Raw genomic sequence first — 20205 nt, 5'->3', positions numbered from 1 at the left:
GCGGACATCAAACTTTCTTATTTGATGTCCGCCGGCTTTGCAACATGGCCACATTCATCTCCCCATCAAGGGCCGAAGCGTAAAAACGCTCAATCATCTGCACCGATGTGCGGGCATTGCGGGCCAGCGTCAACATGTCAATGCCCTGGCCATACAAAAGCCGAAACATGATCGACGTGTGGCGCAAGCAATAAAGCGTGCGCAAACGACCCAATGCATCAGCAGGCGAAACACCCGCCTCCCGCATCACCCACTTGAACCAGAAGCCCAGCACCGCCAAGGCATAGCCGCGGTCGGTTTCTCCTGGCAAGAAAACATAATCCTCAGGGCCGCCATAGCCAAGGCTCTTGCCATGAGCCAGCACAGCTTCGTACACATGCACCGCTGGCCGCAAAGTCACCATGGGGGTGTCGTGCCGCTTGGTCTCGGGCAGGGTCAGGCGCAGATACAAACTGTCGTTGCCACGCACCACCTGCACGTGTTTGTGCTTGAGCTGACGCAAATCCCCAGGTCGCACAAAACTGTTGACCATGAACCGAATCACCCAGGCCATATCGGGTGCCAGACTCATGTTGCGCGGTGCGACCCAAAAACGCTCACGGTGTCCGCTAGACGCCTTGACCGCCGGTGCCTTCACACCTTGACGCGACAACCTGTACGCCGTGCGAACCACCGCCGTGTATTCCTGCAAACTCAGCATCGAGCGAGGTCGATTGGCCACCTTGACCTCTGGCAATTCCGGAATTTCATTCAAAAACCCGTGCCGGATGGCCAACTTCAGCAACTTGCGTATCACCACCAGGTATTGCGACACCGTCGTAGAACTCATCTGGAAATCGGTCAGTCGCTTGACAAAGCCATCCATCAAGGCAGGCGTGACCTGAGAAGGCGGGATGTATTTGAAAAATGGCAGCACATGCGCGTCCAGGCGGTTGCGCAAGATGCCCACAGAGGCCGCACTCAACTCACCCCGCTTGACCCGCTGGCTCTCTGTTTCGAGCAGTTGCTCGGCTAAGGCATCAAACCGGTTGAGCCGCATGGGCCCTTGCGTCAACACTGAACCCGTCAACTCGGACTGCGCCACAGCCTTTTCCCCCAACACCCGGGCATTGGCCATTTGCTCCCAAACGGCAGGACTCACCACATAGAAAACAGGCTTGTTGGTGTCCAGGATGGCCACAGCCGACTCACCAGACAAACGGATGATGTCCAGTGGTTTGGCCATGAAATCATCAAGACTGGCACAAAGAGGCGCTAATAAGGGGCTAACTTTCATCATGGTACAAATGTATAGCCTGTCATTTGTCACTGTAGATTTTCACTCTGTAATTGTGTATTCAATCTAACTGCTCTGGCTGCTGTTGCTGCCACAGGCGCTGCTTTCGCACAATCCACCGTGACCATCTCCGGTATCCTTGACGTTGGCGTCAAAAACGTGAGCAACGTTGCTCCTGGTGCTGCCAAGACTTCCGTTGGCTCTGGTAACAACAACCGCATCGCCTTCAGCGTGACCGAAGACCTGGGCGGTGGCATGAAAGCTCTGGCTAACGCACAAATGCGTTTCGATCCAGCCACTGGCAATACTGAATCCTCCGCTACACGTCCTCTCTTCCAAGGCGAAACACGCATTGGTTTGACTGGTGGTTTCGGTACCGTGATGTTGGGCCGCGGCCTGACCGCTTTGCAATTGCCTAACGGCGGCAACTCTGACCCATGGGGTGTGAGCACTGTTGCTGGTAGCGTTTACGCTGCTGGTTTCGCGACTGACTACGCTGCTGGCGGTGAAGGCCGTATCGACGGTGCACTCTGGTACACATCGCCCACCTTCAGTGGTTTCACCGTGAGCGGTAGCTACTCGCCTAAGACTGTCGCCACTGCAGCCGCAACCGCTCCTGCTGTTCCTGCCTCTTACTCTGGCAAAAGCCTGTCTTTGAATGCCACTTACGCCAATGGTCCTTTGGTCGTTGGTTTGGGTAACGAGGAAAACCGTGCTGGTGACTCCATCACACAGGTCTACGGTAACTACGATCTGGGTGCTGCCAAGTTGTTCGCCAGCTACGCAACCATCAAAGGCGGCACTGCTGCCGAGCGTAACAACATCACTTTCTCTGCTCCTGCTTCTGCGGTGCCCACTGGTGGTGCAACTTCACAAGTTGCTGCTGATGGCAAGATCAAAAACTGGACCATCGGCGCTGCTGCTCCCTTGGGTGCAGCCACACTGCGCGTTGGTTACAGCGTGTGGAACGGCAACGGTGCTGCCGGTCAGAAAGACGACAACAAGTTTGGTCTGGGCGTGAAATACGACCTGAGCAAGCGCACTTACGTTTACACAGACGTGGCTTCGCAAACACGTAAAAACAACGTTGAAACTACAAACCCAGCTACTAGCAACAGCAAGGTCACATCTTTCGACCTGGGCATTGCTCACTCCTTCTAATTTGACGCTGGCGCAAGCCAGCTGAGAGTTAAAAGCTGAAAAACCCACCGTGGCAACACGGTGGGTTTTTTGTTGTGTGCACCGCCATCACATGGATGCTTGTCATGCAGCCGACATGTCCGTGCATCACAATTGGTTTATTTTTCGTGACGTTTTGAGCTCGACCATGCGCATGCCCCATTTATCTCGCCGCCAATGGCTGGCGTACGCTGCCGCCGGCAGTTTTGTGAATGCCCTGGGGGCGCATGCGGCCAGTTACCCCGATAAGCCGGTGCGCATCGTGGTGCCTTTTGCAGCAGGGGCGGGTACCGATGCCATGGGGCGTCTGCTGGCGCAGAAGTTGGGCGAGTTGTGGGGCACCAGTGTGGTGGTCGAAAACCGCACCGGGGCGTCCGGTGCCATTGGTTCGCAATTTGTGGCCCAAAGCCCGGCCGACGGGCACACCCTCTTGTTGGTGGCAGCCCCTTTCACCACCGTTGCTGCTGTGTTGCCCAGTGCGGGCTACGACCCGGTGACCAGTTTTGCGCCGGTTGGCATGGTGGCCCAGGGGCCTTTGATGTGGGCTTGCAACAAAGACCTGCCGGTCAACACCCTGGCCGAATTGGTGGCTTATGCCAAGACCCGTCCGGGGCAGCTCAATTACGGCTCGGCCGGCGCAGGCGGCATCAACCACCTGGTACTTGAGCAACTCAAGGCGCAAAAAGGGGTGTCGATTGTGCACATTCCCTACCGGGGCATTGCCCCCGCCACGATGGACATGATCGGTGGCCAAATCCATGTGCTGACCGGCACCATTCCGGCCTTGGCCCCGTTTGTGCGCGATGGGCGTATCAAGCCCCTGGCCATGACCACCGGTCATCGTCACCCGTCATTGCCGCAAGTGCCGGGCCTGGCCGAGCAGGGTTTGGCCGATTTGAGTGCCTTGAATTATTTTGGTTTGGTGGCACCCAAGGGTACGCCTGCCGACGTGGTCGATCGCTTGAACCAGGCCTTGCTGCGCATCACGGCCATGCCCGACGTGCAGGCACGCTTCAAGGCCGATGCGCTGGAGTCTGCGCCGCAAGGCGTGGCGTACATGGACAAATTCATCCGCAGCGATCTGGAGGGTTGGAAAAAAGTGGTGCGCCAGCAGGGCATTCAGATCGACCAGCTCTGAGGGAGCGTCGTTTTCGCTGAACGCGCCATCGGGTATATGGTGGTTTTCAGCTGCGTTGAACAGCGGTATTCCAAGCGGCCAGTTTGGTCTCTGCTCGGTCACGGCTCCATTGCGGTTCAAAAACACGTTCGGTGGCCAGGCGTTCACGCAGCTCGCCGGGGTGGCTGAACACCGCTTGCTGCAGTCCTGCCAGCAAGGCTGCGCCCAAGGCGGTGGTTTCGGTGGTTTGAGGCCGGATCACCGGCAGCCCCGTCAGGTCTGCCTGCATTTGCATGAGCAGGTTGTTGGTGCAAGCGCCGCCGTCCACGCGCAAGGCCTTGACTTGCAGATGCGGCAGGTGCTTGGCGTCGTTTTGCATGGCTTGCAGCAACACGGTGCTTTGCAAGGTAATGCTTTCCAGTGCTGCACGGGCAATATGGGCCACGCTGCTGCCACGGGTCAGGCCTTGTATGCTGCCACGGGCATGGGGCAGCCAATAGGGCGCACCCAAACCGGCAAATGCGGGGACCAACACCACGCCATCGCTGTCATTGACACTGGAGGCCAGTGCCTCCACTTCACTGCTGTGCGTGATGGCTTTGAGGCCATCGCGCAGCCATTGCACCACGGCACCGCCCATGAACACGCTGCCTTCCAGGGCGTATTCGGGGGTGGCTTCGGGCTGCAGGTGTGCGGCGCAGGTGGTGATGAGGCCGTTGTGGCTTTGCAGTGCGGTGTGCCCGGTGTGCATGAGCATGAAGCAGCCTGTGCCATAGGTGTTTTTGACTTCGCCCGCCTGCAGGCAAGCTTGTCCCAGCAAGGCCGATTGTTGGTCGCCAGCGACGCCGCCAATGACAGGCCCCGGCCCCGGCCCCAGCAAGCCGCTTTGCACGCGTCCAAAATCGGCCACAGAGGCCTGCACCGCGGGCAGCACGGACCGCGGGATGTCGAACAGGGCCAGCAATTCATCGTCCCATTGCCCGGTATGGATGTTCAGCAGCAGGGTGCGGCTGGCGTTGCTGGTGTCGGTGTGGTGGCTTTGGCCTCCGGTCAGTTGCCAAATGAGCCAGGTGTCTACGGTGCCAAAGGCCAGCTCGCCTGCTTGTGCTTGCGCGCGTGCGCCAGGAATTTGGTCGAGCAACCAGCGCAGTTTGGTGGCCGAGAAATAAGCGTCCAGTCGCAAGCCGGTGCGTTGCTCAATAAGAGGCTCCACCCCTTGTTCGCGCCATTGCTGGCACAGCGCTTCGGTGCGCCGGTCTTGCCAGACGATGGCGTTGTGCAGCGGCTGGCCGGTCTGGCGGTTCCAGAGCAGGGTGGTTTCGCGCTGGTTGGTGATGCCCACGCCCCGGATGTCGGCGGCCGTCAAGCCGCATTGGGCAAGCACTTTTTGTGCTGTGTCGCGTTGGCTTTGCCAGAGGGTCAGTGGGTCGTGCTCGACCCAGCCGGGCTGGGGGTAGATTTGAGGGAATTCCTGTTGCACCGTGCCGACGATGTGGCCGTGGTCGTTGAAAACAATGGCCCTGGAGCTGGAGGTGCCTTGGTCCAGGGCCAGCAAATAAGTGGGATGTGTCATGGGTTGTCGGTCGAGGTGTCCGGAGACATGTCTTTGGAGGGGGCCACCACGCAGCGAACGGCTTGATCGCGCAAGAGGCTCTCAAAATCAGGGGAAAGGGGGGCGTCGGTGAACAAGGTGTGCAGCGCTTTGAGCGGGGCCATTTCGATCATGGCGGCACGCCCAAACTTGCTGTGGTCGGCCACCAGCCAGACCTGGCGAGATTGCTCGACGATGGCGCGGGCCACCATGACTTCGCGCATGTCGAAATCGCGCAGGGTGCCATCGGTATCAATGCCGCTGATGCCAATGAGGCCGATGTCCACCTTGAACTGGCGGATGAATGACAAGGCCGCTTCTCCCACTACACCCAGGTCTTCGTGGCGCACGGTGCCCCCGGCCATGAGCACTTCGCATTGCGGGTTGGCCGTCAAGGTGCGTGCCACATGCAAATTGTTGGTGATCACCCGCAAATCGGCATGGTGCAGCAGTTCGCTGGCCACGGCTTCGACGGTGGTGCCGATGTTCATGAACAGGCTGGCACCTGGCGGAATGGCGGCCGCCACAGTACGCGCAATGCGCTGTTTGGCCTCGGCGTGGGTGCGCTGGCGCTGCGTGTAAGTGGTGTTGCGTGTGCTGCTGTCGATGGCGCGCACGCCACCATGAAACCGTTCCATGGCGCCGGTTTCGGTCAGTCGCTGGATGTCACGACGGATGGTTTGCAGTGTGGTGCCGAATTGGGCTGCCAAAGCCTCGGTTTTGAGGCTGCCATGTTCGCGCACATGGTGCAGCATGGCCTGTTGTCTGGGATTGAGTGCCATGGTCATGGCCCTGTTGTAACCGTTTTTGGATGTTGCAAAACTAGGGATTTCGAGCATATGTGATCGTTTATTTTGGATGTATAACCATAAAAAGAAAATAAACGAACATAAATAATCAATTTTTTCACTCCATTATGTTTCGACCTGATCTTTCAGACTGGACCCGGGCACCGTGCGATGTGCTGGTGATCGGTGGCGGTGCCACCGGTTTGGGCGTGGCTGTGCAGGCTGCATTGGAGGGGCGAAGCGTGACCTTGGTGGAGGCGCGTGACTTTGCTTGCGGCACGTCGTCGCGCTCGACCAAGTTGTTGCATGGCGGGGTGCGTTACCTCGCACAGGGACGGTTCAAGCTGGTGCGCGAGGCCCTTCGTGAACGGGCCATCGTGCTGGGTTTGGCGCCCCATTTGGCGCAGCCCCTGCCTTTTGTGGTGCATGAGCGGCGTTGGCTGTCATGGGCTGTTACGACCGTGGGGCTCAAGCTGTACCAATGGCTGGCGGGGCGCCTGAGTTTGGGGGCGACCGAGGCCCTGGGTCTGCGCCACTTGCAAGGCAACGGGGGGGCCTTGCCCGGCACTGTAGCGGGTGTCCGCTACTGGGATGGTCAGTTTGAGGACGCCCGCTTGGCACTGGCTTTGGCCCGAACAGCGCAGGCCTGCGGTGCCCGGGTGCGCAACCATGTGCGGGTGGTCGGCATGGCGCGGCATGGCGCAGGCTGGCAAGTCACTTTGCAAGACGGCCTGAACGGTCAGCAAGCCGTGGTGACTGCTGGCTGTGTGGTCAATGCCACTGGCGTTTGGGTCGATGCCTTGCGGCAGTTGGCCCTGTCGCCCACGTCACGTCATCCGTCGGCGGCTTCATCGGTCATTCATGGCCTGGTCAAGCCGAGCCAAGGGGTGCATCTGGTGGTGGACCGTGCGCGTTTGCCGTTGACCGAAGCGGTGCTGGTGCCGCGAACTTCAGATGGGCGTGTGTTGTTTGCTGTGCCCTGGTTGGGGGCCACGGTGATCGGCACGACCGATACGCCACGTGACGATGCTCCGCAGGAGCCGCGTCCCATGGCTGAAGAATTGGCTTTTCTGCTGGGCGAGACCGAACGGGCCTTGGGCGTGCGCCTGCAGGCACACGATGTGAAAAGCGTCTGGGTGGGACTGCGACCGTTGGTGGACACCGGGGATGCCCAGGCAGGCTCAACGGCGCAAATGTCCCGTGAGCACTTGATTGCCCTTGAGGCACCAGGCTTTGTCACGGTCACCGGTGGCAAATGGACGACCTACCGCAGCATGGCCCAAGAGGTGATGGCCGCTCTGGTGGTCTCGGGTGATTTGCCGGTCGCCCTGCATGAGGCTCACACCGAAAGTCACCGGTTGTTTGGTGCGCCAGCATCGGGTGTTCGGTCTGTCAGTTTGCGTGATGCGCCTGGCATGCACTTGCTGGGCACGCAAGCCGACGCGGTGCAGCATGCCCCGGGCTGTGACGAACTGCTGGGTTTGGGTTTGACCGCCGCGATCGTGCGTTACTGTGCGCGTTCAGAATGGGCCATCACGGTGGAAGACATGCTGGCACGCCGCTGGCGCGTTTTGTTTTTGGACGCACGCCTGGCCGCACAAATGGCCCCACGCGTGGCCGAGTTGCTGCAGCAGGAAACGGGTCTGGATCCGGCGCTGCCTGCGTTTTTGGCCTTGTGCCAGCAATACCAGTTGAGTCCGTCCGATTTGGCGGCCGCATGAATGTGATGGAGACAGGCTTGTGAACCTCGATACGATTTCCAATGTGCGCTACGGCATCATCGGCTGCGGCATGATGGGGCAGGAGCACCTGCGCAACATCGCCTTGTTGCCGGGTGCATCGGTGACCCGGATTTTCGAGCCGGATGACGCGATGGCCGCGGCCAGTCTGGCGCTGGCACCAGGCAGTCAGCGTGCAGCGAACCTCGCAGAGGTCGTGACCGCCCACGACGTCGACTGCCTTTTGGTGGCCAGCCCCAATTTCAGGCACGCCGAGCAGTTGGCCGAAATCGCCGCGTTGCGGCCTTTACCCGTGTTGCTGGAAAAGCCTGCATGCACCTCACTTGAAGCGTTGCGCGAACTGGCTCAACTGGGGCGCACGTATCCCGCGCCGATCTGGGTGGCGATGGAATACCGCTACATGCCACCGGTGGCCCGCTTGACCGAAGAAGCCCACAGCCAGCAAAACACCGGACCGCTCGCCATGCTGTCTATTCGTGAGCACCGTTTTCCCTTCCTGGTGAAGGTGGGCGACTGGAATCGCTTCAACCGTTACACCGGCGGTACGCTGGTCGAGAAGTGCTGCCACTTTTTCGACCTGATGCGGCATGTGCTGCGCAGCGAACCGGTGCGGGTGTATGCGTCCGCTTCGGTGGCGCACAACCACCTGGACGAGCGCTACGCCGAGGGTGTGCCCGACATATTGGACAACGCCTATGTGGTGGTGGACTTTGCCAACGGCCAGCGCGCTTTGCTGGAGCTGTGCATGTTCGCCGAGGGCGCTCGTTACCAGGAAGAAATTTCGCTGGTGGGTTCGCATGGCAAGGCCGAGTGCTTTGTCCCCGGGCCGGGGCGCTTCTGGCCTGCGCATCTGGGTGAACCCCCTGTGCCCAAGGTGGTGATCAGTCCACGCGAGCCCAAAGGCCCACGCGAACTGGATGTGCCGGTAGACCCCGTGGCCTTGGCCGCTGGAGACCATAACGGCTCCACTTTTTATCAGCACCAGCGCTTCAATGCGGTGGTACGAGGCCAGGGTCCGGTGGAGGTGGGCCTCAAGGATGGCTTGGCGGCAGTGCTGATGGGGCTGGCCGCGCAGGAGTCCGCTCGCACAGGCCAGGCCATTGATCTGACCCAGGGTGCTTATGCGCTGGGGCAGATTTAAGGCCATGCACACCATGCAGCTTGCATTAGCCCAAGACATCACGCACAAAGTGTGTGGCGTTTTGTCTGTTGGCAGCGCTCATGTCGTGCTCGGGTCAGTGCGTGCGCAAGGGGGCGATTCATTCTGCATTCGTACAAACGATATGCATGTTTGAGCATCATTCAACTATATTCATTTCACACAACCAAACGAGGAGTCAACCATGAAATCTGTCTTTATCCGTCCCCTGGCCTTGGCCGCTGGTCTGTCCGCTTTGGCGGGTTTGGCCCATGCAGGAGAGATCCGTGTCATGTGCTACCAGGATGGCATCGAGTGCGAGGTCACCGCTGAGATGGCCAAGCGCTTTGAAGCCCAGAATCCGGGCACCAAAGTGGTGGTCGATAACGTGCCTTACAAAACCATCGTGGAGCAACTGCCCGTGCAGCTGGCTGCTGGCCAGGGCCCGGACATTGCCCGTGTGACCGACTTGGGTGGGCTGTCCAAGTACTACATGGACATTTCTGCACACCTCAAAAACCGCAAGTACTGGGATGACAACTTTGGCGCAACAGCCCCTTGGTTGCGCCCCAGCGCCACCGACAAGGGCATTTACGGTTTCATGTCGCAATTGACCATGACCGGCCCTTTCGTGAACAAGACACTGTTTGAGCAAGCCAAAGTGCCCATGCCTGGTGCCAAAGCCACTTGGGACGACTGGATGGAAGCCAGCCGCAAAGTGGCCAAGGCCACTCAACTCAAGGCCGCTGCCGCCTGGGACCGTTCTGGCCACCGTTTCGCTGGGCCTGCCATCAGCTATGGCGCCAAAATCTTTGATGCCCAGGGCAACCCCGTCATTGATGCAGGGTACAAAAATACGGTCAACAAATTTGTCGCATGGCACAAAGACGGCGGCATGATGCGCGAAGTGTGGGCAGGCACAGGGGGCTCGACCTACGCTTCGTCGATCGATGAATTCATCAACGGCAATGTGGCGATGGTGTTGGCTGGCAGCTGGCAAATCGGCAACCTGCAAAACAAGGTAGGCAGTAATTTTGACTGGGTGGCGGTGCCCAACCCGTGCGGCCCTGCTGCATGCTCGGGCATCCCGGGTGGTGCGGCCTGGGTGGCGTTGAAGACCAGCAAATCGCCCAAAGAAGTTGGGGCCTTCATGGACTTCATGGCGTCCGAGGCGGCTTATGCCGAGTTCAGCGCCCGCACCAACAACATTCCTGCACACGCCGGTTTGGCCAAAAAGGGCGTGGACTATGCCAGCGCTAAGCCCGCAGCCAAGGCCGCTTTGGGTGTGTTCAGTGCGGGTGTAGCGCAACTCGCGCCTGTGGCCTATCAATTCCAAGGCTACAAGTTCAACCGCGCCATCATGCTGCCCACAGTCAGCCGTGTGACGCAAGCCATTGTGGGTGAAATGAGCACGGACGAGGCCGTCAACAAAATCAATGCGGACATGCAAGACGCGATCAAACAAGCCCAGAAGTAATCACTGACCGGTTTGGGTGAACGAGGGTGTGGGCATGCAGATGCCCACACCGCTTTTTTTATGAGTTTGCAGATCGCCCCGCTTTGTACGCGGGGTGAGGTTCCTTTATGAGATTTCTTGCTTTCTTTTTCAATCTGCTGGAGCCTTTTTTCAGGTTCGGTCAGCAGCGCCTGGGTCTGCAACGGCTGGGGTGGTTGTTTGTTGCGCCCAACTTGTTTGTTTTTGGTCTGTTTTGTTTTTTGCCCATCTTGATCAACCTGGTTTATGCCGTCACAGGCGGCGTCAACCTGATGCCCTTGAGTCGACCGTTCACGGGGGCTGAGAATTTTCAGATTCTCTTCGAATGCGGTGATTACCTGGACTTGTCGACCTGCCGCAAAGACGTGTTCTGGCGGGCGATTTTCAACACCGTGAAGTTCAGCTTCATTCAGGTGGGCTTGATGGTGTTGCTGGCCATGGTCACGGCACTTGTGCTCAACCGGAAAATCCTGGGTCGGGGGTTTTGGCGTGGGGTGTTTTTCTACCCGGTCTTGTTGTCGCCCGTGGTGGTGGCATTGATCTGGAAATGGTTGCTGCAAAGCCAGGGTGCGTTCAACGCGGGCCTGGTGGCGTTCGAGATGTCACCTGTGCAGTGGTTGACCGAGTCGGGGTGGGCTTTTTTCTGGACCGTGTTCGTGTCGATCTGGGCGCACATGGGTTTTTACACCCTGATTTTGTTGGCCGGACTTCAGGCCATTCCGAAAGACTTGTACGAAGCGGCCGAAATGGACCGTGCCAGTCCTTGGCGCACCTTGACCCGCATCACGCTGCCCTTGCTGATGCCCAACCTCATTGTGGTTCTGGTGCTGGCGGCTATTCGTGCGGTTCAGGTCTTTGACGAGGTGTTTGTCTTGACAGGCGGCGGTCCGGGTTCGGCCACCACGTTCATTGTCCAGTTCATTTACCAGACCGGTTTTGCGGAGCAAATCCATTTGTACGGTTTGGCTGCGGCAGCTTCGTTGGCATTGGCGTTTTTCCTGATTGTGTTGACTTTGGCGCAGTTGCGTCTGACTCGGGCCAGCGAAGCTGGCCAGAAAGGGCGCTGAGATGGCTTGGATGAATTTTTTGTTGCGCACGCGAGGCCGCCAGCGTCTGGATTGGACCGATGTGCTCAGTTACGCCTACCTTGTGGTGGGCTTGTTCACCATGTTTGCCCCCGTGGTCTGGCTGCTCATGTCGTCGTTCAAGACCGAGGCAGCCATTGGGCAATTTCCACCTACCTTCATGCCTTACGCTCAAAAAACCGTGGTGGTGGCGGGGCATGACAAGCCCTTGCCGCTGTTCACGGTGACGTTAGACGATGGTCGCCAACGCGAAATGGCACAGGTTCAGCGCATGGGCATCATGGCCAGCATGGTGGACCCGGCGGCACCAGAGGAGCGGGTGCAAGTCAACATCCGTCAACGCACGCCGGTCAATACCTTGAAATTCGCCTGGGGCAACTACACCGAGTTGTTTGGCAAGTTCACGTTTGGCACCTACCTTTGGAACAGTGTGTTCATCACGGTGGTGGCCACGGTGCTGACCTTGTTGTTCAACTCGATGGCTGCATTTGCCTTGTCCAAGTACAAGTTTCGCGGGCAAAAGGGGGTGTTCTTTCTGATCATCGCGACGCTGATGATCCCGCCCACCATCATCTTGGTGCCGGTGTTTCTGGTGATCAATCAGGTGGGCTTGCTCAACAGTTTGTGGGGCGTGATCTTGCCGGCGGTGGCCACGCCCACCGGGGTGTTTTTACTCAGGCAGTACATGCTGACCATTCCGGATGAGCTGATCGAGGCGGCCCGCATGGACCACGCCAGCGAGTGGCGCATTTATTGGCGCATCGTGTTGCCTTTGTCGGCACCCGCATTGGCGGTGTTGGCTATTTTCTCGGTCATGTGGCGCTGGAACGATTTCTTGTTGCCCTTGATCGTGTTGTCCAAAAACGAGTTTTTCACCTTGCAGCTGGCGCTCAACTCTTTCCAGGGTGAGCTCAATACCCAGTGGCACTACCTGTTGGCCATGACGGTCATCACCTTGTTGCCCGTCACCTTGGTGTTTGCTTTCCTTCAGCGTTACATCACCACCGGCATCGCAGGTGCCGGGGTGAAGTGAGCGGTTTGTTTTTATATTTTTGTCAGGTAGTCGATCGTGTCCACTCTTGAATTACGTTCTCTTTATAAAAAATTCGACCAAACCCCGGTGATCCACGGCGTGGATTTGCAGGTGGCCCATGGCGAGTTTGTGGTGTTTGTCGGCCCTTCTGGCTGTGGCAAGTCAACTCTTTTGCGCATGATCGCCGGGCTGGATACACCCACCGATGGTGAATTGCTGATCGATGGGCAGCGTGTCAATGACGTGGGGGCTGCCGAACGCGGCTGTGCCATGGTGTTCCAGTCGTATGCGCTGTATCCGCACATGACGGTGTATGACAACATGGCATTTGGTCTTGAAAACGCCAAGGTGCCGCGTGCCGACATTGAACGCAAAGTGCACGAGGCGGCGACCTTGCTCCGGCTGGACCCCTTGCTGCAACGGCGCCCCACCCAGTTGTCGGGCGGGCAGCGTCAGCGGGTGGCGATTGGCCGGGCGATTGTTCGCAACCCCAAAATTTTCCTTTTTGACGAACCGCTGTCGAACCTGGATGCCGAGTTGCGCGTGTCCATGCGCAGCGAGTTGCGTGAGCTGCATCAGCGTTTGGGGGCCACCATGATTTATGTGACCCATGATCAGGTGGAGGCCATGACCATGGCCGACAAGATTGTGGTGCTGCGTGCAGGCTTGGTGGAGCAGGTGGGGACACCGGTGTCGTTGTATGAAAAACCTTGCAACACCTTTGTGGCGGGGTTCATTGGCAGCCCGCGCATGAACTTCATGCGTGCGGCGCTGGTCCGGGCCTGCCCGGTTTTGGCGGCATGGGTGCCGTCGCAGGCGCATCAAGTGGGTATTCGCCCTGAACATTGGCAAGGGTGTGGACCCGGAGAAGGTTTGTCCATGACGGTGCGCCATGCCGAATACATGGGTGCCCAACGCCTTGTGCATGCTGAACTGACCGACCAGACGCGCGTCGAACTGCTGGTCGACGGCGAACAGGCCTTGTCTGCGGGGCAGACCATTCACATGACGGTGGCCGAACACCACTTGCATGTTTTTGACGCTCAGGATCAACGCATTGAAAGGACTGCCGCATGAAACCCGTTGCAACTTCTGGCTGGCAAACCCAGCCTGGCGCGCCCGAGGCCGATGCGGTGGCCGCACTCAGCCCTGGCGGTCAGCTGAGCGTGGTCTTTTTGTCCAACACCCTTGCACGCGTGAGCTGGCAACCTGAACAAGGTTACAAAGAGCCTCGAACCTGGGCGATTGCCCCTGTGGCTGGCGAAGATGTGCCATGGCAAGGGCGCGAGCGACCCAGTCTGGCTGGCTTTGCCCGCCCCCAACTGGCGGTGGCAGCGAACGGACAAGGCTTGCAGACCGACAAGCTGGCGGTGCAATGGACGGGCGGCAACGGAGACCCTGTGCGCCTGGAATGGACGCAGCCGGGCAGCGGGAAGGTTTTTCAGTCTGACCGTGTAACCAGTGCGTATTTGAGCGAAAAGCGCACTGGCCTGGTGCGCCATTGTGTGGTGCGCGATCCGCAGGAGCATTACTTTGGTCTGGGCGACAAGACGGGGCCACTGAACTTGCATGGCCGGCGTTTGCGTTGTCTGGGCCAGGACTCCATTGGCTATGACCCGGAGCATGGCGATCCGTTGTACAAGCATTGGCCGTTTTTGATGACCCGTACGGTCGACGGTTTGTGGGTGGGCATTTATTACGACACCTTGTCGGCTTGCACATTCGATCTGGGTTGTGAACATGACAACTACCACGGCTTGTTTCGCACCACTGAAATTGACGATGGCGATCTGGACTATTACCTGATGGTGGGCGAGACCCCTGCCCAAGTGGTGGCGCAATTCGTGCAACTGGTGGGCGGTACCTTGCTGCCACCGCGCTGGACCTTGGGTTTTGCCCAAACGGCCATGGGCTTGGCCGATTCGCCCAACGCCCAGGCGTTGCTGGAGTCCTTTGTGGACGAGTGCCAGCAACATGGCGTACCGATTTCGGCTTTCCATTACGGCTCGGGTTATTCGAGCCGGGGCAAGCAGCGCTATGTGTTCACTTGGAACACCAGCAAGTTCCCGGACCCCGAGCGGGTCAATGCCAAATTCCATGCCGCTGGCATGAAGCTGGTGGCCAACCTCAAGCCCTGTTTGCTGGACGACCACCCTGCCTATGCCGAATTGGCCAGCCAAGGCGCGTTCATCGAGCATGAAGGCAGCCACCAACCTGTGGTGGAGCCTTATTGGGATGGTCAGGGTTCGCACTTGGACTTCACCCGTGAACAGGCCATTCAGTGGTGGCAATCACAGCTCAAGGCGCAGATTTTGCAACGCGGTATCGACGTGGGCTGGAACGACAACAATGAATACGCCATTCAGGCAGAAGATGCCTACAGTGCGGGCCTGGGGCAGACCTTGCCGATGCACCGCAGCCGCCCTTTGCACGGTTTGTTGATGACCCGTGCCACCTTCGAGTCGCAGCAAGCCCATGCCCGCGAAACGGGTCAGGATGATCTGGTTTTCACCATCACCCGTGCGGGCCCACCAGGCTTGCAGCGGTATGCCCAAACCTGGTCGGGTGACAACACCACCAGTTGGGCCAGCCTGAAGTGGAACATCCGCACGGGCTTGCAAATGAGTTTGTCGGGCATGTTCAACATCGGGCATGACGTGGGCGGCTTTTACGGGCCTATCCCGGACGCGGAGTTGTTCTTGCGCTGGGTCCAGGCGTGCAGCCTGAACCCACGCATGGTCATGAACTCATGGAAAGAGGGCAACGTCAGCAATTTGCCCTGGATGCACCCGGAGGTCACCCAGGCGGTCACCCAGGCCATTCGCTTGCGCTACCTGTTGCTGCCCTACATGTGGCAATGCTTTGAAGCGGCAAGTCACAAGCATGAGCCCATCATTCGGCCCACATTCTTCAACTTCCCGAACGATGCGCGTTGCCTGCAGGACTGCGACGATTTCATGCTGGGCGATGCCTTGCTGGTGGCACCTGTCGTGGCGCAAGGCGCCACGCAACGCCGTGTGTATTTGCCTCAGCTGCCGCCAGGCGAGCAGTGGTTTGATTTTCACACCCGCACACCCATGGCGGCAGGCACCGAGCATGAGGTGGATGCGCCCCTGAACCACCTGCCGCTGTTTGCCCGCGCTGGCGCGCAGATTCCTGTGGCCCATCCTCAACCCAGGGTCTTGCCCAGGTTCGACGACCCCGTGTCGGAAACGCTGGTGTTTTGACGTTTTTCAGGACTGCGGTATACCCGCCTTCTGAATCACGTCGCTCCAGCGTTTGATGTCACTGTCCAGCAACTGCGCCAATTGCGCAGGTGTGCTGGCTTTGGCTTCGACGTTGAAACTGGCCAAGCGCTGGACCATCTCGGGTTCTGACAGCACTTTGGCCACTTCGGCGTTGAGGCGATCCACCACGGCTTTGGGCGTTTTGGCGGGTGCAGCCAAGGCATTCCAGGACGACACGTTGAAGTTGCTCAGACCCGACAGCTCACGCACCACTGGAACTTGCGGCTGGTCTTTAGGTCGCGATGCGCCCATCACCCCCAGCAGGCGAACCGCCTTGGCGCTGATCTGGGGCTTGAGCGGCCCCAGAATTTCCACCACCGCATCGACCTGCCCCCCACGCAAGGCATTGATCACGGCCGGGGTGCCGTTGTAGGGAATGATCTGGCTGATCAAATTGGCCTGCGACCTGAACAACTCTGCAGCCAAGTGCTGGGTACTGCCGATGTTGATGGTGCCGATGTTCAGTTTGCCCGGATTGGCGCGCCCAAAACTGACCAGCTCGGCCAGGGTTTTGTGCGGTGACGACTCGGGGACCACGATGGCAATGTCGAACAGGCCCAGCAAGGAAACGGGCGCAAAGTCACCCCGGGGGTTGAAGGGCAGGGTCTTGAACAAGCCGGCGCTCACGGCCGTGCCGTTGGACATCAGCAGCAAGGTGTGGCCGTCGGGTATGGCTTTGGCCACCAGTTCGCCTGCCACGATACCGCCTGCGCCGGGGCGGTTGTCAATGATGACCGGTTGCCCCAAATTCTCGGACAGTTTTTGAGCCACGGCCCTTGCCGTCAGATCGGCCACGCCGCCAGCGCCAAAGGGCACCACGATTTTGAGCGGCTTGGAAGGGAAAGCTGATTGAGCCTGTGCCCAGCCTGCGGGCAGTGTGCTCAAAGCCAAGGATTGCAGCAAATGACGGCGGTTGAACATGTCGATGCTTCCAGAATGAATAATTCAAAAAATGAATCAAAAGTAACAGTAGTGTGCAAGCGCCATTGTCTTGCATCGGTGTTGAAGGGGTATTCATGGTTTTTACGGGGTCATGGGGCTGGAGCGCTAGGGGTTTGCTGTGTCTGGTTGTTTTGGGAGGCTGCGCCAGCCATGGCGTGAGTGAGCAAAAGTCTGTGGTGGGGGCTTCGGTGTCTGCGTCAGGTGGCTTGCATTTCCGCCCGCAAGACAAAGCGCAATGGGAGGCCGTGTCTTTGCCCGGCAAGTTGCGCACCGCATTCAAACTGGAAAAGCATGGTCATCGCCAAGTGCTTCAAGCCCATGCGCAATCGTCGGCCAGCTTGTTGCGGCAACGCGTGAACGTGGTGCCAGAGAAGTTAGGGCGTTTGCGGTTTGAATGGCAAGTCGAAAACCTGATGCCTGCGGCCGATATGGCTGAGCTGGGTCGTGGTGATTCCCCGGTGCGTTTGATTTTGGCCTTTGACGGCGACCGCAGCCGTTTTTCTGCCAAAAATGCAACGCTCAGCGACTTGACAGAAGCACTCACAGGCGAGCCTTTGCCTTATGCCACATTGATGTATGTTTGGTCTAATCACAGTCCAGTGGATTCGGTCATCGTTAATCCGCGTACCGACCGCGTGCGCAAGTGGGTCGTGGAGTCTGGTTCGGCTCACTTGATGCAGTGGCGTCACTACCAGCGTGATGTGCGGGCTGATTTTGAAAAGGCGTTCGGCGAAGCGCCCGGGGCTTTGGTCGGTGTGGCCATCATGACCGATTCCGACAACACCCGCAGCAGCGTTAGAGCTTGGTATGGCGACATCCGGCTTGATTGATTGCACCAGTCTTGTGCGCGACACGCCATTTGGGGGAATTCCCTCTCCCTGAGGTGGGCCTGAATGTTGCATAGTAGCCACCTCTGACCAACACATTTCATGATCAAGGTGACTTTGATGAAAAATGCCGCAAATTTGCCTGTCTGCGCCACGGCCTTGGTGCTGTCTTTGGGCTTGGCTGGGTTGATGGGGGCCACTGCGGTGCAGGCCAAGCCTTTCAAATGGTCCAGCGCCAGTGACATCCCCACGCTCGACATCCATTCGCAAAACAACGCCTTGGGCAACGGCGTGCATGCTGCCATTTTTGACTCGCTGGTGTACTACAACAGCAAAACCTTCAAAGTGGAGCCCAAGCTGGCCACTTCTTGGAAAGAGATGTCGGCCACGCAATACCGCTTCAATTTGCGCAAAGGCGTCAAGTTCAGCGATGGCTCGGCCCTGACTGCGGACGATGTGGTGTTCTCTTTAGAGCGTGCACGCGCCAAGACCTCCAACTTCAACGTCTTCACACAAGGTTTCAGCAAAGTGGTGAAGGTGGACGCCAACACGGTGGACATTGTGTTGAGCGGCCCCAACCCGGTCCTGATGAACCAGCTGACCGAGCTGCGCATCATGAGCAAGGCCTGGGCCGAAAAGAACAAGTCGGTTGAACCGAAAGACTCCAAATCCAAGGATGAAAACTTTGCCCACCGCAACGCCATGGGCAGCGGGGCCTACACAGTCAAAGAATGGCAGCCGGACCAAAAACTGGTGCTGGTGAAAAACCCCAACTGGTGGGGCTGGTCTGAGGTGCCCACCAACGTCACCGAGATCATCTACACCCCTATCAAAAACGAAGCGACCCGCGCGGCAGCTTTGCTGTCGGGCGAGATCGACTTTGTGCTCGACCCCAGCCCGCAAGACCTGGGCCGCATGCGCAACAACCCCAACCTGAAGGTGATGGACGGGGTTGAAAACCGCACCATCTTTTTGGGCATGGACCAGCACCGTGATGAGCTGCCAGGCTCCAACGTCAAGGGCAAAAATCCGCTCAAAGACGTGAAGGTGCGCAAGGCCTTATACCAGGCGATCGACATCGACACCATCCACCGCGTGACCATGCGTGGCCTGTCGCAAAACACGGGAACGCTGGTGGCACCGCAAGTCAACGGTTGGACCAAGGATGTGGATGCGCGCTTCCCTTATTCTCAGGACGCCTCTCGCAAGCTGCTGGCCGACGCCGGTTATCCGCAAGGTTTCGAGGTGGACTTTGCCTGCCCCAACAACCGCTACATCAACGACGAAGAAATTTGCCAAGCGATCACCGCCATGTGGGCCAAGGTGGGTGTCAAAGCCAAGCTGCGCACCCTGCCACTGGTGACCTACTTCCCCATGATCCAGCGCTATGAAGCCAGCATTTACATGCTGGGTTGGGGCGTCCCCACTTTTGATGCCTTGTACAGCCTGCAGTCGCTGGTGCGCACTGTGGGCACAGGGGGCGACGGCAACTACAACGTGGGTCGGTACAGCAACTCGCGCATGGACTATGTCGTGGACCGTGTGAAGACCGAAACCGACTTGCCTGTGCGCAACCGCTTGTTGACCGAGGGCTTGCAGTTGTCCAATGACACGGTGTCTCACATTCCGCTGCACAACCAGGTCATCCCTTGGGCGATGAAGAAAAACGTCGACGTGGTCCACCGCGCCGATAACCGACTCGACTGGACACTGATCAAGGTCAATTGATGCTCGCCTTTATTTTGCAGCGCCTGATTCAGGCGGTGGTCGTCATGATCACAGTGGCCTTCATTGCCTTTTTGCTGTTTCAGTATGTGGGCGATCCGGTCGTGTTCTTGCTCGGCCAAGATGCCACGCCTGATCAAATCAAGGAATTGCGCGAAGGCCTGGGCCTGGACCAACCTTTCTTTGTGCAGTTCTGGCACTTCTTGTCGAACGCGGTGCAAGGCGAGTTCGGCCTGAGCTTGCGCCAAGGTGCCAAGGTGTCGCGCCTGATCGCTGAGCGCTTGCCCGCCACGCTGGAGCTGGCGCTGGTGGCTGCCACGCTGGCCTTGGCCATCGGAGTGCCCATGGGGGTCTATGCGGCGCTGCGCCGTGGCACCTGGATCAGCCAGTTGATCATGACCGTGTCATTGCTCGGCGTGTCCTTGCCAACTTTCCTGATCGGCATCTTGCTGATTCTGGTGTTTGCCGTGATCCTGGGCTGGTTCCCCAGCTTTGGCCGTGGGGATGTGGTGCAAATGGGCTGGTGGTCCAGCGGGTTGCTCACGGCCAAGGGCTGGCACCATATCGTGCTGCCTGCGGTCACGTTGGCCATTTTTCAGCTGACCTTGATCATGCGCTTGGTGCGTGCCGAAATGCTGGAAGTGCTGCGCGCCGACTACATCAAGTTCGCCCGAGCCCGGGGTTTGTCCAGCCGCGCCATCCATTTTGGCCATGCCCTCAAAAACACGCTGGTGCCGGTGCTCACCATCACCGGTTTGCAATTGGGTGGCTTGATCGCGTTTGCCATCATCACCGAAACGGTGTTCCAGTGGCCTGGCATGGGTTTGCTGTTCATTCAGGCGGTGACCTTTGCCGACATCCCGGTCATGGCGGCTTATTTGTGCCTGATCGCCTTGATCTTCGTGGTCATCAACCTGATCGTCGACTTGCTTTATTTTGTGGTTGATCCGCGCCTGCGCGTGGGCAAGCCTGGGGGGCACTGA

General features: G+C 58.7%; 16 protein-coding genes. 12 read left to right on the top strand and 4 right to left on the bottom strand.

Annotated elements, in window-relative coordinates:
• Positions 1 to 7 precede the first annotated feature (7 nt).
• Positions 8 to 1225, bottom strand: a complete 1218-nt coding sequence (locus ACZ5VE_RS01415) for a hypothetical protein (protein WP_464456311.1) — start codon at positions 1223 to 1225, stop codon at positions 8 to 10.
• 75 nt (positions 1226 to 1300) lie between these two features.
• Between ACZ5VE_RS01415 and ACZ5VE_RS01410 the strand changes: the two genes are divergently transcribed.
• Positions 1301 to 2437, top strand: coding sequence for a porin (locus ACZ5VE_RS01410; protein ID WP_464457413.1), 1137 nt, complete (start codon positions 1301 to 1303; stop codon positions 2435 to 2437).
• Between the two features lie 172 nt (positions 2438 to 2609).
• Positions 2610 to 3593: a Bug family tripartite tricarboxylate transporter substrate binding protein gene (locus ACZ5VE_RS01405; protein ID WP_464456310.1), complete on the top strand. Its 984-nt coding sequence runs from the start codon at positions 2610 to 2612 to the stop codon at positions 3591 to 3593.
• 46 nt (positions 3594 to 3639) lie between these two features.
• Here the strand turns inward: ACZ5VE_RS01405 and glpK are convergent, their stop codons facing one another.
• Both glpK and ACZ5VE_RS01395 read right to left on the bottom strand, forming a co-directional pair.
• Positions 3640 to 5145, bottom strand: a complete 1506-nt coding sequence (gene glpK / locus ACZ5VE_RS01400) for a glycerol kinase GlpK (protein WP_464456309.1) — start codon at positions 5143 to 5145, stop codon at positions 3640 to 3642.
• Positions 5142 to 5945, bottom strand: coding sequence for a DeoR/GlpR family DNA-binding transcription regulator (locus ACZ5VE_RS01395; protein ID WP_464456308.1), 804 nt, complete (start codon positions 5943 to 5945; stop codon positions 5142 to 5144). Before ACZ5VE_RS01395 ends, glpK begins: the two co-directional genes overlap by 4 nt.
• Positions 5946 to 6079: 134 nt before the next feature.
• Here ACZ5VE_RS01395 and ACZ5VE_RS01390 point away from each other — a divergent pair, with 134 nt between their 5' ends.
• The 7 genes from ACZ5VE_RS01390 to ACZ5VE_RS01360 all read left to right on the top strand — a co-directional run bounded on the left by ACZ5VE_RS01390 (position 6080) and on the right by ACZ5VE_RS01360 (position 15668).
• Positions 6080 to 7672, top strand: a complete 1593-nt coding sequence (locus tag ACZ5VE_RS01390; RefSeq protein ID WP_464456307.1) for a glycerol-3-phosphate dehydrogenase/oxidase — start codon at positions 6080 to 6082, stop codon at positions 7670 to 7672.
• A 19-nt stretch (positions 7673 to 7691) separates the two neighbouring features.
• On the top strand, positions 7692 to 8831 hold the full coding sequence (locus ACZ5VE_RS01385) for a Gfo/Idh/MocA family protein (RefSeq protein WP_464456306.1): 1140 nt from the start codon (positions 7692 to 7694) through the stop codon (positions 8829 to 8831).
• A 202-nt stretch (positions 8832 to 9033) separates the two neighbouring features.
• Positions 9034 to 10305 carry an ABC transporter substrate-binding protein gene (locus ACZ5VE_RS01380; protein WP_464456305.1) on the top strand — a complete coding sequence of 424 codons (1272 nt, stop codon included), beginning with the start codon at positions 9034 to 9036 and terminating at the stop codon, positions 10303 to 10305.
• 107 nt (positions 10306 to 10412) lie between these two features.
• Positions 10413 to 11390, top strand: a complete 978-nt coding sequence (locus ACZ5VE_RS01375; RefSeq protein ID WP_464456304.1) for a carbohydrate ABC transporter permease — start codon at positions 10413 to 10415, stop codon at positions 11388 to 11390.
• Between the two features lie 10 nt (positions 11391 to 11400).
• Positions 11401 to 12441 carry a carbohydrate ABC transporter permease gene (locus tag ACZ5VE_RS01370; RefSeq protein WP_464456303.1) on the top strand — a complete coding sequence of 347 codons (1041 nt, stop codon included), beginning with the start codon at positions 11401 to 11403 and terminating at the stop codon, positions 12439 to 12441.
• A 36-nt stretch (positions 12442 to 12477) separates the two neighbouring features.
• Entirely contained in the window at positions 12478 to 13518 is a 1041-nt protein-coding gene (locus ACZ5VE_RS01365; protein WP_464456302.1) for an ABC transporter ATP-binding protein, read from the top strand.
• Entirely contained in the window at positions 13515 to 15668 is a 2154-nt protein-coding gene (locus ACZ5VE_RS01360; protein ID WP_464456301.1) for a glycoside hydrolase family 31 protein, read from the top strand. The genes ACZ5VE_RS01365 and ACZ5VE_RS01360 overlap by 4 nt, the downstream gene beginning before the upstream one ends.
• 6 nt (positions 15669 to 15674) lie before the next feature.
• Here ACZ5VE_RS01360 and ACZ5VE_RS01355 read toward each other — a convergent pair whose 3' ends face one another.
• A complete protein-coding gene (locus ACZ5VE_RS01355; protein WP_464456300.1) occupies positions 15675 to 16649 on the bottom strand; it encodes a Bug family tripartite tricarboxylate transporter substrate binding protein in 975 nt (324 codons plus the stop codon).
• A 95-nt stretch (positions 16650 to 16744) separates the two neighbouring features.
• Here ACZ5VE_RS01355 and ACZ5VE_RS01350 point away from each other — a divergent pair, with 95 nt between their 5' ends.
• From ACZ5VE_RS01350 to ACZ5VE_RS01340, 3 genes are all read left to right on the top strand, one after another.
• A complete protein-coding gene (locus tag ACZ5VE_RS01350; RefSeq protein ID WP_464456299.1) occupies positions 16745 to 17500 on the top strand; it encodes a DUF3047 domain-containing protein in 756 nt (251 codons plus the stop codon).
• A 117-nt stretch (positions 17501 to 17617) separates the two neighbouring features.
• Positions 17618 to 19225 (top strand): ABC transporter substrate-binding protein, encoded by a 1608-nt coding sequence (locus ACZ5VE_RS01345; protein ID WP_464456298.1) that lies wholly within the window; start codon positions 17618 to 17620, stop codon positions 19223 to 19225.
• Positions 19225 to 20205: an ABC transporter permease gene (locus tag ACZ5VE_RS01340; protein ID WP_464456297.1), complete on the top strand. Its 981-nt coding sequence runs from the start codon at positions 19225 to 19227 to the stop codon at positions 20203 to 20205. The genes ACZ5VE_RS01345 and ACZ5VE_RS01340 overlap by 1 nt, the downstream gene beginning before the upstream one ends.

The sequence above is a fragment of the Limnohabitans sp. INBF003 genome (assembly GCF_055396645.1).
This window is presented reverse-complemented; position numbering and strand designations above follow the sequence as displayed.